Annotated in this window: 16 protein-coding genes; 10 read left to right on the top strand and 6 right to left on the bottom strand. The window is 68.0% G+C overall.

Annotation, left to right across the window (positions count from 1 at the left end; all coding sequences use genetic code 11):
• Nucleotides 1-58: 58 nt before the first annotated feature.
• Nucleotides 59-1,165: a peptide chain release factor 2 gene (prfB, locus tag E3T22_RS00470; protein WP_088456692.1), complete on the bottom strand. Its 1,107-nt coding sequence runs from the start codon at nucleotides 1,163-1,165 to the stop codon at nucleotides 59-61.
• Nucleotides 1,166-1,206: 41 nt separating this feature from the next.
• Here prfB and E3T22_RS00465 point away from each other — a divergent pair, with 41 nt between their 5' ends.
• Genes E3T22_RS00465 through E3T22_RS00455 form a run of 3 tightly spaced genes read left to right on the top strand, consistent with a single transcriptional unit; the run spans nucleotide 1,207 to nucleotide 3,562 of the window.
• Complete coding sequence (locus E3T22_RS00465; RefSeq protein ID WP_088456693.1) at nucleotides 1,207-2,439, top strand: MFS transporter; 1,233 nt, start codon at nucleotides 1,207-1,209, stop codon at nucleotides 2,437-2,439.
• 5 nt (nucleotides 2,440-2,444) lie between these two features.
• Nucleotides 2,445-2,894: a nitroreductase family deazaflavin-dependent oxidoreductase gene (locus tag E3T22_RS00460; RefSeq protein ID WP_088456694.1), complete on the top strand. Its 450-nt coding sequence runs from the start codon at nucleotides 2,445-2,447 to the stop codon at nucleotides 2,892-2,894.
• Nucleotides 2,894-3,562 (top strand): pentapeptide repeat-containing protein, encoded by a 669-nt coding sequence (locus E3T22_RS00455; RefSeq protein WP_134479691.1) that lies wholly within the window; start codon nucleotides 2,894-2,896, stop codon nucleotides 3,560-3,562. Before E3T22_RS00460 ends, E3T22_RS00455 begins: the two co-directional genes overlap by 1 nt.
• Before the next feature lie 12 nt (nucleotides 3,563-3,574).
• Here the strand turns inward: E3T22_RS00455 and glpX are convergent, their stop codons facing one another.
• The gene (gene glpX / locus E3T22_RS00450; protein WP_174776216.1) at nucleotides 3,575-4,507 is read right to left on the bottom strand and encodes a class II fructose-bisphosphatase; all 933 of its coding nucleotides are present in this window, start codon (nucleotides 4,505-4,507) and stop codon (nucleotides 3,575-3,577) included.
• 226 nt (nucleotides 4,508-4,733) lie between these two features.
• On the opposite strand from glpX, the gene fbaA reads away from it, so the two are divergent.
• A complete protein-coding gene (gene fbaA / locus E3T22_RS00445) occupies nucleotides 4,734-5,759 on the top strand; it encodes a class II fructose-bisphosphate aldolase (RefSeq protein ID WP_088456697.1) in 1,026 nt (341 codons plus the stop codon).
• 18 nt (nucleotides 5,760-5,777) lie between these two features.
• Nucleotides 5,778-6,377 carry a DUF6264 family protein gene (locus E3T22_RS00440; protein ID WP_121678487.1) on the top strand — a complete coding sequence of 200 codons (600 nt, stop codon included), beginning with the start codon at nucleotides 5,778-5,780 and terminating at the stop codon, nucleotides 6,375-6,377.
• An 18-nt stretch (nucleotides 6,378-6,395) separates the two neighbouring features.
• Here the strand turns inward: E3T22_RS00440 and E3T22_RS00435 are convergent, their stop codons facing one another.
• Nucleotides 6,396-7,436, bottom strand: a complete 1,041-nt coding sequence (locus tag E3T22_RS00435) for a 4-hydroxy-3-methylbut-2-enyl diphosphate reductase (protein WP_134479827.1) — start codon at nucleotides 7,434-7,436, stop codon at nucleotides 6,396-6,398.
• A gap of 102 nt (nucleotides 7,437-7,538) precedes the next feature.
• Here E3T22_RS00435 and xseA point away from each other — a divergent pair, with 102 nt between their 5' ends.
• The 5 genes from xseA to E3T22_RS00410 are packed head-to-tail and all read left to right on the top strand — an operon-like array spanning nucleotide 7,539 to nucleotide 11,821.
• Nucleotides 7,539-8,765, top strand: a complete 1,227-nt coding sequence (gene xseA / locus E3T22_RS00430) for an exodeoxyribonuclease VII large subunit (RefSeq protein WP_240632223.1) — start codon at nucleotides 7,539-7,541, stop codon at nucleotides 8,763-8,765.
• Nucleotides 8,766-8,789: 24 nt separating this feature from the next.
• On the top strand, nucleotides 8,790-9,038 hold the full coding sequence (locus tag E3T22_RS00425) for an exodeoxyribonuclease VII small subunit (protein WP_088458066.1): 249 nt from the start codon (nucleotides 8,790-8,792) through the stop codon (nucleotides 9,036-9,038).
• A complete protein-coding gene (locus tag E3T22_RS00420; RefSeq protein WP_134479689.1) occupies nucleotides 9,035-9,712 on the top strand; it encodes a DUF4245 domain-containing protein in 678 nt (225 codons plus the stop codon). Before E3T22_RS00425 ends, E3T22_RS00420 begins: the two co-directional genes overlap by 4 nt.
• The gene (locus E3T22_RS00415; protein ID WP_088456700.1) at nucleotides 9,709-10,353 is read left to right on the top strand and encodes a carbonic anhydrase; all 645 of its coding nucleotides are present in this window, start codon (nucleotides 9,709-9,711) and stop codon (nucleotides 10,351-10,353) included. The genes E3T22_RS00420 and E3T22_RS00415 overlap by 4 nt, the downstream gene beginning before the upstream one ends.
• A gap of 52 nt (nucleotides 10,354-10,405) precedes the next feature.
• On the top strand, nucleotides 10,406-11,821 hold the full coding sequence (locus tag E3T22_RS00410; RefSeq protein ID WP_174776212.1) for an aspartate ammonia-lyase: 1,416 nt from the start codon (nucleotides 10,406-10,408) through the stop codon (nucleotides 11,819-11,821).
• A 71-nt stretch (nucleotides 11,822-11,892) separates the two neighbouring features.
• Here the strand turns inward: E3T22_RS00410 and E3T22_RS00405 are convergent, their stop codons facing one another.
• The 3 genes from E3T22_RS00405 to E3T22_RS00395 form a co-directional block, all read right to left on the bottom strand.
• Nucleotides 11,893-13,242, bottom strand: coding sequence for a PhoH family protein (locus E3T22_RS00405; RefSeq protein WP_370291286.1), 1,350 nt, complete (start codon nucleotides 13,240-13,242; stop codon nucleotides 11,893-11,895).
• A gap of 199 nt (nucleotides 13,243-13,441) precedes the next feature.
• The gene (locus E3T22_RS00400; protein ID WP_241983551.1) at nucleotides 13,442-14,590 is read right to left on the bottom strand and encodes an aminotransferase class V-fold PLP-dependent enzyme; all 1,149 of its coding nucleotides are present in this window, start codon (nucleotides 14,588-14,590) and stop codon (nucleotides 13,442-13,444) included.
• Nucleotides 14,587-15,366 (bottom strand): isoprenyl transferase, encoded by a 780-nt coding sequence (locus E3T22_RS00395; RefSeq protein ID WP_103429803.1) that lies wholly within the window; start codon nucleotides 15,364-15,366, stop codon nucleotides 14,587-14,589. Before E3T22_RS00395 ends, E3T22_RS00400 begins: the two co-directional genes overlap by 4 nt.
• Nucleotides 15,367-15,418: the final 52 nt, after the last annotated feature.

Here is a 15,418-nt window from a genome sequence, read left to right as displayed (position 1 = left end):
ATCCGGGATTTACCTACTTGCGACATGCCTCAAGCAGCAAGTCCAAAGGTTGACACGCCTAGTCGGTGGGGGTCTTGCGCCAGCGGATGCCGGCGGCGATGAATCCGTCCAGGTCACCGTCGAACACGTTGGACGGGTTGTTGACCTCGTACTCGGTGCGCAGGTCCTTGACCATTTGATACGGCGCGAGCACGTAGCTGCGCATCTGGTCACCCCAGCTCGCGGTGATGATTCCGGCGAACTCCTTCTTGGTGGCCGCCTCCTGCTCACGCTGCAGCAACAACAGCCTGGACGCCAGCACCCGCATCGCCGCCGCGCGGTTCTGGATCTGGCTCTTTTCGTTCTGGCAGCTCACCACCAGTCCGGTGGGCAGGTGGGTGATGCGCACGGCGGAGTCTGTGGTGTTCACCGACTGCCCGCCGGGGCCGCTGGAGCGGAACACATCGACGCGGATGTCGTTGTCGGGAATCTCCACGGCCTCGGCCTGGGCGATCAGCGGGACCACCTCGACGGCGGCGAAGGAGGTCTGGCGCTTGCCCGCGGAGTTGAACGGGCTCATCCGGACCAGCCGGTGCGTGCCGGCTTCGACGCTGAGGGTGCCGAACGCGTACGGCGCGTTCACCTCGAACGTGGCGGACTTGATGCCGGCCTCTTCGGCGTAGCTCACGTCGAGAACGTTGGTGGTGTAATCGTGCTGCTCGGCCCACCGCAGGTACATGCGCAACAGCATCTCGGCGAAGTCGGCGGCGTCCACGCCACCGGCCCCGGCCCGGATGGTGATCACGGCAGGGTTGGGGTCGAACTCACCGTTGAGCAGGGTGTGCACCTCGAGGTCGCCGAGGACCTTCTGCACGCTGCGCAGTTCGGCCGTGGCCTCATCGGCCGATTCCTGGTCGCCCTCGGCGTTGGCCAGCTCCACGAGCACCTCGAGGTCGTCGAGGCGGGACTCGATGCTGTCGATGCGTTTGAGCTCGCTCTGGCGGTGGCTGAGCTCGCTGGTCACCTTTTGGGCGTGCTCGGAGTCGTTCCACAGGTCGGGGGCACCCGCCTGGTCGCTCAACTCGGCAATGTCCAGCTTCAGCCTGTCGATGTCGATCACCGACCGGATGTCGTCAAACGTGGCCCGCAGCGCGGCGATCTGCTCAGAGAAATCCAGCTCAATCATTGTGGAATCCAGCCTACCGGGCGAGAGGTAACATCGAACGGATGAGCACCGAGCGCCCCTTCAGCCTCCGGGGAGTGGCTCTGGCCGCGTTTCTACCCACGCTGCTCTTCTCCATCGGCGAGGGTGCGATGATCCCGCTCATCCCCCTGGTGGCGGACGGCCTCGGCGCGTCGCTGGCCTTCGCCGGTTTCATCGCGGCCATGGTCATGGTCGGTGAACTCGTCGGCGACATCCCCAGCGGCGCGATAGTGTCCCGCATCGGCGAACGCAACTCGATGATCGGGGCGTCGCTGCTTGCGATCATCGCCGTGCTGGTCTGCATCGTCGCCCCCAACCCGGTCGTGCTGCTGGTGGGCATCTTCCTGATCGGCCTGGCCACGGCCGTGTTCGCTCTGGCCCGCCATGCCTTCATGACCAGCTACGTGCCCGTGGCCTACCGGGCCAGGGCGCTGTCGACCCTCGGCGGCGTCTTCCGCGCCGGTTGGTTCGTCGGACCGTTCCTGGCCGCCGGGGTCATCCACCTCACCGGCAGCACCACCGCCGTCTTCTGGGTGTTCATCGTCTGTTGCGTGGCCGCCGCCGTCGTGCTGATGCTGCTGCCGGATCCGACGATTACCTTCGCGAAGCCTGCTCCCGTCGCCGTCGCGGAGACCGCGGGACTGTTCAGCACCATCTGGCGCTACCGGGGCGTGCTGCTGCGGCTGGGCACCGGCGCGGGGCTGGTCGGTGCGATGCGGGCCACCCGCACGGTGCTGCTGCCGCTCTGGGCGGTCAGCATCGGCATCAACGAACCCGACACCGCCCTCATCATCGGCATCGCCGGCGGCATCGACTTCGCGCTCTTCTATGCCAGCGGCCAGATCATGGACCGCTTCGGGCGCATGTGGACCGCGATCCCGTCGATGACCGGACTGGGGGTCGGCATGCTCGCCCTCGCGTTCACCCACGATCTGCCCGAGAACGTGGCGTGGTTCATCGCCGTGGCGATGTTCCTGTCCGTGGCCAACGGTATCGGCAGCGGATTGCTGATGACCCTGGGCGCCGACCTGGCGCCGGCCGGCGGCCCGGCCCCGTTCCTGGGCGCCTGGCGGTTCACCGCCGACTTCGGCAGCGCCGCCGCTCCCCTGGCCGTCGCCGCCATGATCGCGCTGTTGTCGCTGTCGGTGGCCAGTGCTGTGATGGGAGTGGTGGGCCTGGTGGGAGCCGGCGTGCTCTGGCGCTACATTCCGCGGTACGCCCCGCGCCACCCCCGTTTTCCCCCGAGAGAAAGATAGCCAGCATGCCCCTGCACGGAGAGTACGAGCCCAGCCCCGAGAAGTGGGTCCGCGACCAGGTCGAACTCTACGAGACCTCCGCCGGTACCAAGGGCACCACCATGCGCGGGATGCCCGTGATCGTCCTGAGCACCCTCGGCGCCAAATCCGGCAAGATCCGCAAGGCTCCGCTCATGCGCGTCGAACACGACGGCCGTTACGCCGCCGTGGCGTCGCTCGGCGGCAGCCCGAAGAACCCGGTCTGGTACGCCAACGTGCTCGCGCATCCGCTCGTCGAGGTGCAGGACGGTCCGGTGCGACGCGACATGCTCGCCCGGGAGATCACCGGCGACGAGAAGGCCCTTTGGTGGGAGCGGGCCGTTCTGGCGTACCCCGACTACGCCGATTACCAGGTCAAGACCGATCGGGTCATCCCGGTGTTCCTGCTCGAACCCGTCGCCGAGCGGGCCTCCTAGTGGCCAAGCCACCGGCCCGGTCGAAGCGGCGCGGACCCCAGCTGGACCGGATCCTGCTCGAGAACCTGCTCGACAACGACGGCTCGCTGGTGGGCCGCGGTGACGACCGTGAGGCCGAACGCTACAGCCGGGTGGACTTCTCCGGCCGGGACTTCACCGGCACCCGGTTCGCGGAGTGTGAGTTCCACGGCGTTGACCTGAATACCACGGTGCTGCGCGGCAGCACCTGGAACGAGTGCGTCGCCACCGAACTGCACGCGGCCGTGTTCAGCGCGCCACGATCGAGCTGGCGGGACGTGCGCATCGAGCACTCCAGGCTCGGCTCGGTCGAGCTCTACGACTCCAGCCTGCGCAGCGTTCAGCTGGACGGGTCGAAGCTGGACTTCATCAACCTGCGCAACGCCACCCTCACCGACGTGCTCATCTCCAACTGCATCATCGACGAGCTCGACCTCTCCGGGGCCACCGTGCAACGGCTGGAACTCCGCGACTGCCGGATCGGCACCCTCGACGTGGCCGGCGCACGGCTGACCGACGTGGACCTGCGCTCCAGCGATTTCTCGGCCATCCACAGCCTGGAAGGGCTCAGGGGCGCCACCATCGACGACGCCCAGCTCGCGCTGCTCGCTCCGTTGCTCGCGGCGCAGCTGGGCATCCTCGTTGAATAAAAGTAGGGCTCTCTAGAGCCACTTCTCGGCAAGGTGCTCGGCCACGACCCGGCGGATGGTGCCGGTACTGCCGCGCAACACGATGCTCTCGGTGCGGATCTTCGGCCCCATCTTGCGCACCCCGCCGACCAGCTGGCCGTCGGTGACGCCGGTGGCGACGAAATAGGTGTTGTCGCTGGTGACGAGGTCGTTCACGCCCAGGATGCGGTCAAGGTCGTGGCCGGCGTCGATGGCCCGCTGGGCCTCGTCGTCGTCCTTGGGGTGCAGCTTCGCCTGGATGAAACCGCCCAACGCCTTCAACGCGCAGGCGGTGATGATGCCCTCCGGGGTGCCGCCGATGCCGACGCACATGTCGATCCGGGTCTCGGTGATGGCCGCGTTGATGCCGCCGGCCACGTCGCCGTCGAGCATCAACCGGGTGCCGGCGCCCGCCGCGCGCACCTCTTCGATCAGGCCGGCGTGCCGCGGCCGGTCGAGGATGGCGATGGTCATGTCTGACACATCCTTGCCCTTGGCCTTGGCCAGAGCGCGAATGTTCTCGCCGATCGGCTGGCGCAGGTCCACGACGTTGTGGCCCTCCCATCCGGTGACGATCTTGTCCATGTAGAACACGGCACTGGGGTCGTACATGCTGCCCCGGTCGGCGACCGCGATCATGCTCAGTGCGTTCTGACGCCCGTTGGCGGTGAGTGAGGTGCCGTCGATGGGGTCCACCGCGATGTCGCAGGAGGGCCCGCGCCCGCTGCCGACGTGCTCGCCGTTGTAGAGCATCGGCGCGTCATCCTTCTCGCCCTCGCCGATGACGACGACGCCGTCGAAATCGACAGTGCCGAGGAATTTGCGCATCGCGTCGACGGCGGCACCGTCTGCGGCGTTCTTGTCGCCGCGGCCGATGAACGGCACAGCGCGGATGGCGGCGGCTTCGGTGGCCCGCACCAGCTCCATGCCGAGGCTGCGGTCGGGGTGGAGGTAGAGAGAATCGTGTTCAGTAGTCACTGTGTATTGGTGTCCTTCGAGGTCGTATGTGGGTTGCTGAGGGACGCGCCGGAACTACGCCGGTACGGGGCCAGCATACCCAGCGTGCCTAGAGCGGGACCTTGTACCCCGAGCGCTCACACAGAAGCCCTCGCTAGACTTGACGGACACCCCCGCTCGATTTCGAGGAGAAGCAATGCCCATCGCAACCCCAGACCAATACGCCGAAATGCTGAACAAGGCCAAGTCGAAGGGGTTCGCGTACCCCGCATTCAACGTCTCCTCCTCGCAGTCCATCAACGCCGTTCTCCAGGGCCTGACCGAAGCCGGCTCTGACGGCATCATCCAGGTCACCACCGGTGGCGCCGACTACTTCGCCGGTCACACCGTCAAGAACCGTGCCGCCGGCGCCCTCGCGTTCGCCAAGTTCGCGCACGCCGTTGCTGACAACTACCCCGTCACCGTGGCCCTGCACACCGACCACTGCCCCAAGGGTGCGCTGGACGACTTCGTCCTGCCCCTCATCTCGGCCTCCGAGACCGCCGTCGCCGATGGCTTCAACCCGATCTTCCAGTCGCACATGTGGGACGGCTCGGCCATCGCGCTCGACGAGAACCTCGAGATCGCCAAGGGCATCATCACCCGCACCAAGGCGATCAACGCCATCCTCGAGGTCGAGATCGGCGCCGTCGGCGGCGAAGAAGACGGCGTTGAGGGCGACATCAACGACAACCTGTACACGACCTTCGACGACACCGTCAAGATGATCGAGGCCCTCGGCCTCGGCGAACAGGGCCGCTACATGGCCGCCCTCACCTTCGGCAACGTGCACGGCGTCTACAAGCCCGGCAACGTCAAGCTGCGTCCGGAGCTCCTTGCGGAGATCCAGGCCAGCGTCGCCGCCAAGTACGGCACCAGCGCACTGCCCCTCGACCTCGTCTTCCACGGCGGCTCGGGCTCGACCGATGCCGAGATCGCCGAAGCCGTCGCCAACGGTGTCGTGAAGATGAACGTCGACACCGACACCCAGTACGCGTTCACCCGCGCCATCGCCGACTACATGCTGAAGAATTACGACGGCGTGCTCAAGGTCGACGGCGAAGTCGGAAACAAGAAGCTGTACGACCCGCGCGCCTGGGGCAAGGTTGCCGAGACGGCCATGGCCGCTCGCGTTGCCCAGGCCACCCGCCAGCTCGGTTCCGCCGGGCACTCCAACAGCTAGTTCAACAGAAAACACCGGATGACGATGGCAGAGAACGCTTCAGACCAGACCCCGGCGGTCACCCCGCCGGTGGACTACCGCCCCCAGCCCCGCTACGGCGAGCTGGCTCCGGAGGGCTGGACCTGGACGCCGCCGCAGGACGAACCCGTTCCTGCGGCCTCTGCCGCCGCATCCACCACGGTGACGCCGGCCCGGGCGACGCGGGGATCGGCCGAACGGCCGGCCTCCGCGGCGCCAGGTTCGGTGCCGGGAACAGCGCCTGCCTGGGACCGACCCCTCACCATCAGCCTGCTGGTCTTCGGGCTGCTCGGCGCCTACTTCACCATCTCGATTCTCGGCAGCCTGCCGCAGGCCCTGGCGATGCTCTATTCGCAGGCCGAACTGGGTGAGTACACCGTGACGGACTCCGTCACCGCGATCATCACCGGCGGCAGCATCGGCCAGGCCGTCGTCTGGGTGGCCGCAGCCGTCTCGTCGATCCTGCTGCTGCTGCGCGGCCGACGCGCGTTCTACGTTCCGATCATCGGCGGCGTCGTCGCGTTTGTCCTGCTGGTCGCGGCCGTGGCCGTCGTGCTCGCCGGTGACCCGGCGTTGCTCGAGTACCTCAGCCAGCCGTAAGGCCCGGCCAGCCACCGACTACTCCGGTCGACTGACCCTGCCCCCGAGCGCACGCGCGTCGGTCTTGCCCTGCAGGTCTTTGCGCAGCTCCTTGGGCAGCGAGAAGAGCAGGTCTTCTTCGGCGGTCTTGATCTGCTCCACGTCGCCGTAGCCGGCGCCGGCCAGGTCGCGCAGCAGTTCCTCGACGAGTTCCTCGGGCACGGATGCTCCGCTCGTGACGCCCACGGTGTTCACGCCGTCGAGCCACTCCTGCTTCACTTCGTTGGCGTAGTCCACCCGGTAGGCTGCCTTCGCGCCGTACTCCAGCGCCACCTCCACCAGGCGTACCGAGTTGGACGAGTTCGCCGACCCCACCACGATCACCAGATCGGAGTCGCGGGCGACCATCTTGATGGCCACCTGACGGTTCTGGGTGGCGTAGCAGATGTCGTCGCTGGGCGGGTCCTGCAGGTTCGGGAACCGGGCCCGCAGCCGGCGCACCGTCTCCATGGTCTCGTCAACGCTCAGCGTGGTCTGCGACAGCCAGACCACCTTGTCCGGGTCGCGCACGACGATAGTGTCGGCCTCGTCCGGGCTGCCGACGAGCGTCGTGTGCTCCGGCGCCTCGCCGGCGGTGCCCTCGACCTCTTCGTGGCCTTCGTGGCCGATCAGCAAGATCTCGAAGTCGTCGCGGGCGAAGCGCACAGCCTCGCGGTGCACCTTGGTGACGAGCGGGCAGGTGGCGTCGATGGCCGACAGGCCGCGAGCGGCGGCGGCGTTGACCACGGCCGGCGACACGCCGTGCGCGCTGAAGACGATATGCGAACCGGTGGGGACCTCATCCACTTCTTCGACGAAGATGGCGCCCTTCTTCTCGAGTTCGCTCACCACGTGGGTGTTGTGCACGATCTGCTTGCGCACGTAGACGGGCGCCCCGTACAGTTCGAGGGCCTTCTCCACCGCGATGACCGCCCGGTCCACGCCGGCGCAGTAGCCGCGCGGGGCCGCGAGCAGCACCTTTTTCGGCCCGACCACCGGGGTATCCTTGAGCCTGTTGCGCAGGCTGGGAATTCTGGGCATGCCAAGGCCGATCACGGGCGCATTAGTACTGGTACTCACCCGAACAGTCTAAGCGGGCATGTCTGAACGGACCGTGCGAGCCCTCAGCAGACCAGGAGACCCATGAACGCAGTCACGATGCCCGCCGCGGGCGACGAGCCGCCCACCGTCGACGCCCCCTGGCCCGTCGCCGTGCTCTCCAACAAGATCCGCGGCTACATCGAACGGCTCGGCACCGCCTGGGTGGAGGGCGAGATCGTGCAGTGGGGCACCAGCGGCGGCAACGTCTACGGCAAGCTCAAGGACCTCTCGGTGGATGCGACGGTGAGCTTCACGGTCTGGTCGTCGGTGAAGGCCCGCCTGACCGGTGACTTCAAGCAGGGCGACAGGGTCATCGCCCTCGTCAAGCCCAACTACTGGGTCAAGGGCGGCTCCCTCACGATGCAGGTCTTCGAGCTGCGCCACGTGGGGCTCGGCGACCTGCTGGAACGGCTCGAACGCCTGCGCGCGCAGCTCAAGGCCGAGGGCCTCTTCGACGCGTCCCGCAAACGATCGCTGCCGTTCCTGCCGCACCGCATCGGGCTGGTCACCGGCAAGGACTCCGACGCCGAGAAAGACGTGCTCCGCAACGCCCAGCTGCGCTGGCCGGCCGTCGACTTCAGGGTGGTGCACGCCGCCGTGCAGGGCGACCGGATGGTCGGTGAGGTCACCGCGGCCATCAGGGCGCTGGATGCCGACCCCGAGGTGGACGTCATCATCGTCGCCCGCGGCGGCGGCGACTTCCAGAACCTGCTCGGCTTCAGCGACGAGTCACTCGTGCGCGCCGTCGCGGCCTGCACTACCCCGGTGGTCAGCGCCATCGGCCACGAGGCCGACCGGCCGCTGCTCGACGATGTCGCCGACCTCCGCGCCTCGACTCCCACCGACGCGGCGAAGCGGGTGGTGCCCGACGTCTCCGACGAACTCAACAGGGTGCAGCAGGCGCGGGCGCGGCTGAGCAGCCGGCTCACCGGTATCCTCGCCACCGAGGTCGACAGGCTCGGCCAATTGCGCAGCCGACCGGTGCTCGCCGGCGCGGACTGGATCATCGACAGTCGTTCGCAGGACCTCACCCGCTACGTGGCGCGCGGCACCGAGCTGATGCACCGTACTCTCGAACGCGCCGGGTCCAGCGTGGTCGAGCTGCGCTCCCAACTGCGCGCCCTCTCCCCCCAGGGCACCCTCGACCGGGGCTACGCCATCGTGCAGCTGCCGGACGGCCACGTGCTGCGCTCCAGCGACCAGGCCCCGGCCGGCACCGAGCTGCGCATCACCGTGGGCGTTGGCACCGTGCCCGCGGTCTCGAAATAGATGGAAAGAAATAGGATGGATGACATGACTTCGTCCGCAGCCCCGACTCCGACCACCGCCGGCACCGTCCCGGCGGTCGACTCGCTCAGCTACGAGCAGGCCAGGGACGAACTGATCCGTGTCGTCTCGGTGCTCGAGCAGGGTGCGTCCACGCTCGAGGAATCCCTGGCGCTCTGGGAGCGGGGCGAGGCCCTCGCCACCCGCTGTGAGGAATGGCTGATCGGCGCCAAAGCACGCCTGGACGCCGCCCGCGGCGCGGCCACCGCGGAATGAGCCGCAGTCCCCGCCCACCGCGCGTCGTCGCGGAGCTCGGCCGCCCCGAGACCGCCGAGGAACGCGCTAGGCGGCTGGCAACCAACTCCAAGAACTACCGGTCCCGCAAGACCATCAACAACCTCGTCTACTCGCTGTTGGCGACCCTCGGCGCGGTCATCGTGCTGGTGCTGATCGTGCCCCGCAGCGACACCCCGATCAATCGCGAGGTCGACTACACGAGCGTCGCCGAACAGGCGCAGTCCGGCGTCGAGGAACCGCTCGTCGTGCCCGAGCTCCCACCCGGCTGGAGCGCCAACGCCGCCCAGTGGCGCCAGGGCGGCAACGACGGTGTCTCGAGCTGGTACCTCGGCCTGCTCACCCCCGAGAATGAGTTCATCGGGCTCACCCAGGCCGTCGACGCCAACCCCACCTGGCTGGCCGACCAGCTCGAAGACGTCGAACCGACCGACACCATCACCATCGCCGGTCTGGACTGGGCTGTCTACCGCAATCCCGCGCCGGCCGCCGACCGGGGCAACTTCGAATCCGCCCTCGTCTCCGAGGCCGGCGACAGCAGCTATCTCCTGATCGGCACCGCCACCGACGAAGAGCTGACCGTGCTCGCCGCCGCCGTGGCCCGGCAGATCAGCACCGAACCGACCGGCACCGAACAGAACGGCTCCAGCGAATGACCGACACACCGACTCTGACACCGGCCCAGGTCTGGAACGACCTCGCCGCGGGCAACGAACGCTTCGTGGCGGGCACACCGCAACATCCCCGGCAGGACGTCGACCGTCGCGCCGAGACCGCGTTCGTGCAGAATCCCATGGCCGCCCTGTTCGGCTGCAGCGACTCCAGGCTCGCCGCCGAGATCATCTTCGACAAGGGTCTGGGAGACCTGTTCGTCGTGCGGAACGCCGGCCAGGTCATCTCCGATTCGGTGCTCGGCTCACTCGAGTACGCCGTTGCGGTGCTCAAGGTGCCTTTGATCCTGGTACTCGGCCACGACAGGTGCGGCGCGGTCCGAGCCGCCATCGACTCGCAAGCCGAAGACGCCGAGGCCCTGCCGCCGCACATCAACAGCATCATCGAGAAGATCGTGCCGGCGGTGCGCCGCGTCAATGGACCCGAAACCGGTCCGCTCGACCCCGACGATGTGGATGCATCCGCCGTGGGCCGGGAACACCTGCGCGACACCGTGGCGGAGCTCGTGCAGCGCTCCGAGATGATCAGCGCCGCGATCGCAGAAGGTACATTGGCTATCGTCGGTGCGAACTACAGGCTCCTCGAGGGCCGCGCAGATCCTGACCTCGTCGTCGGCGTCGTCTAGGAACTCTCGACACCGACCGGCAACCCGCATGAATCGAAAGGTATGACACACCGTGGTGGACATTTCAGCTGAGACAGAATTCCGGATCGAACACGACACGATGGGCGAGGTCCGGGTTCCCGCCGACGCGCTCTACGGTGCGCAGACGCAGCGGGCGGTCGAGAACTTCCCGATCTCCGGATCCGTGCTCGAGTCCGCCCAGATCGCAGCCCTGGCCCGCATCAAAAAGTCGGCGGCCCTCGCCAATGCCCGTCTGGGCGTGCTCGACTCGAACATCGCCGACGCCATCGCGGCAGCCGCCGACGAGGTCATCACCGGTCGATACGACGCCCAGTTCCCCATCGACGTGTACCAGACCGGCAGCGGAACCTCGTCGAACATGAACATGAACGAGGTGCTCGCCACCCTCGCCACCCGCCGCCTGGGCAGCCCGGTTCACCCCAACGACCACGTGAACGCGTCGCAGTCCTCCAACGACGTCTTCCCCACCTCGGTGCACATCGCCGTGACCAGCGCCCTCATCGACGACCTCATCCCGGCCCTGGATCACCTCGCGGTCGCGTTCGAGGCCAAGGCCGAACTGTGGGCGACCGCGGTCAAGGCCGGCCGCACCCACCTGATGGACGCCACCCCGGTCACCCTCGGCCAGGAATTCGGCGGCTACGCCCGCCAGATGCGCCTGGGCATCGAACGGGTGCGCACCGCGCTCCCCCGCGTCGCCGAGGTGCCGCTGGGCGGCACCGCCGTCGGCACCGGCATCAACACGCCGGCCGGTTTCCCGCAGCTCGTCATCGAGCTGCTCTGCGACGAGACCGAGCTGCCGATCACCGAGGCCATCGACCACTTCGAGGCCCAGGCCAACCGTGACGGCCTGGTCGACGCCTCCGGTGCTCTGCGCACCATCGCCGTTGGCCTCACCAAGATCTGCAACGACCTGCGTTGGATGGGCTCCGGCCCCAACACCGGCATCGGTGAGCTGAGCATCCCCGACCTGCAGCCGGGCTCGTCGATCATGCCCGGCAAGGTCAACCCGGTCATCCCGGAGGCCGTGCTCATGGTCTGCTCCCGCGTGATCGGCAACGACGCCACCATCGCCTGGTCCGGCGCCTCCGGCGCGTTCGAACTCAACGTGGCCATCCCCGTGATGGGCACGGCGCTGCTCGAGTCGATCCGGCTACTCACCAACGGCGCCCGGGTGCTCGCCGACAAGACCGTCGACGGCCTCGAGGCCAACCTCGACCGTGCCCGCGCGCTGGCCGAATCATCGCCGTCGATCGTTACCCCGCTCAACCGGGTGATCGGCTACGAAGCCGCCGCCAAGGTGGCCAAGCACTCCGTGGCGCAGGGCCTCACGGTGCGCGAGTCGGTCATCGACCTGGGCTTCGTGGAACGCGGCGAGGTCACCCTCGAGCAGCTCGACACGGCCCTGGACGTCCTGAGCATGACCCGGCCGCCCCAGGCACGCTAACCCGTACCGCGAAAGCGGCGAACCGGTTGCTTCAGCTTCGCTGAGGCAACCGGTTCGCCGCTTTCGCGCCTCTATGCCAGCTCGTTTCCCTCCAGCATCTCGGTGACCAGGGCGGCGATGGCGCTGCGCTCGGACCGGGTGAGGGTCATGTGGGCGAACAAGGGGTGGCCTTTCAGCGTTTCGATCACACTCGCGACACCGTCGAAGCGCCCCACCCGCAGGTTGTCGCGCTGGGCCACATCGTGGGTGAGCACCACCCTGGAGTTCTGTCCGATCCGGCTGAGCACCGTCAGGAGCACGTTCCGCTCCAGCGACTGCGCCTCGTCGACGATCACGAAGGCGTCGTGCAGGCTCCGACCACGGATGTGGGTCAGCGGCAGCACCTCGAGGATGCCGCGCTCGACGACCTCCTCCAGTACGTTCTCGCTCACCAGTGCCCCGAGGGTGTCGAACACAGCCTGGCCCCAGGGACCCATCTTCTCCTGCGCGTCACCGGGCAGGTAGCCGAGCTCCTGGCCGCCCACCGCGTACAGCGGCCGGAACACCATGATCTTGCGGTGCTGCTGCCGTTCCAGCACGGCTTCCAGGCCGGCGCAGAGGGCGAGCGCCGACTTCCCCGTCCCCGCTCGACCTCCCAACGACAGGATGCCGATCTCCGGGTCCAGCAGCAGGTCGATCGCCAGGCGTTGCTCCGCCGAACGTCCGTGCAGGCCGAACAGGTCGCGGTCCCCGCGCACCAGGCGCAACTCGCCCCGCCCGGTGACCCGCCCTAGGGCCGAGCCTCGGTCGGAGTGGATCACCAGGCCCGTGTTGACCGGCATGTCCTGCACCAGGCGGGTCTGCAGGGACTCCTTGTCGTAGAGGTCGTTGACCTGCTCGGCGCTCAGGGTGATCTCGTCCATGCCCGTCCAGCCGGAGTCCACAGCCAGCTCATGCCGGTACTCGTCTGCGGTCAGTCCGATCGAGGCGGCCTTCACCCGCAACGGCAGGTCCTTGGACACCACGGTGACTGCGAGTCCGTCGTTGGCCAGGTTCATGGCCACCGCGAGGATGCGCGAGTCGTTGTCGCCCAGCTGCAACCCGGAGGGCAGCACCGACATGTTCGAGTGGTTCAACTCGACCCGCAGGCTGCCGCCCTCCCCCACCGGGATGGCGAAGTCGAGTCGTTCGTGCTTGACCCGCAGTTCGTCGAGGTAACGCAGCGCCTGCCGGGCGAAGTAACCGATCTCCGGGTCGTTGCGCTTGGACTCCAGTTCGGTGATCACCACCACCGGCAGTACGACGGAGTGTTCGGCGAACCGGAAGATCGCCTTCGGATCGGACAGGAGAACCGAGGTGTCCAGCACGAAGGTGCGCTCGGTTTGGTCGACCCCTGACGGTGTGTGTTCTGCGTTCAGGTAGTCGGTTCGATTAGCGGTCACAACCACTCCCACCCCGCACCCGAGGGTGCGGATTTGTTGGCGAGCGGCCACAAGCTTTTTCTCGAGCCGTACTTATGTGGCCGTCTCGATCAGGTGCCATACCTGATGAGATGAACGTACGTCGAGTGGCTGGGAATTAGAAAAGCGACACGCCCAACGTCACGAGACGTTAACGTTCGTCGGGCGGGTGCCGGCCAGGTCAGTATCCGGCGGCGGCCGCGTACGCCGTGAAGGCGCCGCGCAGCATGCCGACGGTCTCGTCGGCGAGGTGCGCGTGCACGCTGAGCCGCACCGTGCCGCCCCGGGTCGTGACCGTCACGCCGTGGTTGTGCAGCGCGGCACCGAGCGCGGTGAGACGTTCCGCGGGCGGTGCGAGTACCACCAGGCCGGCCCGTTCCCTGGCGTCCCTGGCGGACAGCACCGGAATGCCGAACTGGTCGGCCAGGTCGATCAGTCGCTCGACGTTGGCGCACACCAGGGCCTCGATGGCGGGCAGGCCCGCGACCTGGATCTCCTCCAGCGCCGTCGCGAACCGGGCCTGGGCGATGCCGTCCCCGTTGGTCACCCCGAACGCCGACGCCGCGTGTGCCGGCGGCGGCACCTGGTCCCACGGCTCGGTGATCTCAGTGCCGGTGAATCCGGAGACAACCGGGGTGAGCCGTTCCACGGCCCGGTCGCTCAGGGCGAGGAAGCCGGTGCCCCAGCCGGCCCTGACCCACTTCTGGCCGCCGGAGGCGACGACATCGGCCGCCTCGTAGGCGGCATCCACCACCCCGAAGCCCTGGATGGCGTCGACGATGAGCAGCCTGTCACCGATGACCTGCCGGATGCCTTCCAGGTCGGCCCTGAAGCCCGTGCGGGAATCGACGAGGCTGACGGCGACCGCGACGGTGGTCGGTGTCAGCTGGTCCCGCACCTGGCCGGGAGTGACCGCTCCGGCGCTGTTCTCGCCGCCGTCGGCCGTGAGCCACTGCGGCGTCGCCACGTGCAGGGCCTCCGCGGCACGGCTGGCCGCGAACGGCAGGCTCGGAAAGTCCGCCGGTGACAACAGCACGTCACCGGTCAGGCCGAACATGGCGTGCATGAGGCCCATGCTGGTGTTGGGTTGGGACACGATCTGGTCGGCCCTGAACCCCAGGCCCGCGGCCACGGCGGTGCGCATCCGCAGATCTTGCTCGCCGAAGTGGCCGAGGCTGCCGTGTCGGGCCCTGGCCAGGATCTCGGTCTGGCCGCGCGTTTCGGCGACGACGGCGCTGGACATGGGGCCGATACGGCCGTAGTCCAGGTAGCCGGGGTCTTCGGTGAAGCCGTTCAGGAAGGCGGCGAGGGGCGTCTCGACCGCGCTCACCCGCCGAACCTGCGGTGCCGTTTGGCGAAGTCGCGCAGGGCCCGCAGGAAGTCGACCTGGCGGAGGTCGGGGCCGAGGGCCTCGACGAAATAGAACTCGCTGTGCGCGCTCTGCCAGAGCATGAAGTCGCTGAGGCGCTGCTCGCCCGAGGTGCGGATGACGAGGTCGGGGTCGGGCTGGCCGCCCGTGTACAGGTGCTGGCCGATGAGTTCGGGGGTGAGGGTCTCGGCGAGGTCCTCGAGAGTGCCGCCGTGGGCATGGTGGGTGGCGACGATGCTGCGCATCGCGTCGGTGATCTCGGTGCGGCCGCCGTAGCCGACGGCGAGGTTCACGTGCAGGCCCGTGTTGGCGTGCGTGCGGGCCTCCGCGGCGGACAGGGCGCCCTCCAGGGGCCCGGGCAGGCACTTCTTCGACCCGACCTGCTGCACCTTCCAGTCGCGGTAATGCGACAGGTCCTCGGCGAGGTCGGCGATGATCTCGAAAAGGGCGTCGAGTTCCTCGGTCGGGCGCTGGGTGAGGTTGTCGGCCGAGAGCAGGTACAGCGTGACGACGGAGATGCCGAGATCGTCGCACCACTCCAGGAATTCGCGCATCTTCGCGGCCCCGGCCCGGTGCCCGTGGGCGGCGGAGTCGTAGCCGAGCTGTTTGGCCCACCGACGGTTGCCGTCGATGATCATGGCCACGTGCCGCGGCAGGACCGCCGCGGTCAGCCCGCGACGCAGCCGACGCTGGTAGACCCTGTAGAGGAGTCCGCGTCCGAGGGAGAATTGCCGCATCTGCACACAGTTACGCTAGCTCAATCCGGCCCGCGTTCGCGCCGCGGCGCCG

Origin of the sequence: Cryobacterium sp. TMB3-10 (genome assembly GCF_004402305.1) — a bacterium.
Taxonomy (GTDB): Bacteria; Actinomycetota; Actinomycetes; order Actinomycetales; family Microbacteriaceae; genus Cryobacterium; species Cryobacterium zongtaii.
This window is presented reverse-complemented; position numbering and strand designations above follow the sequence as displayed.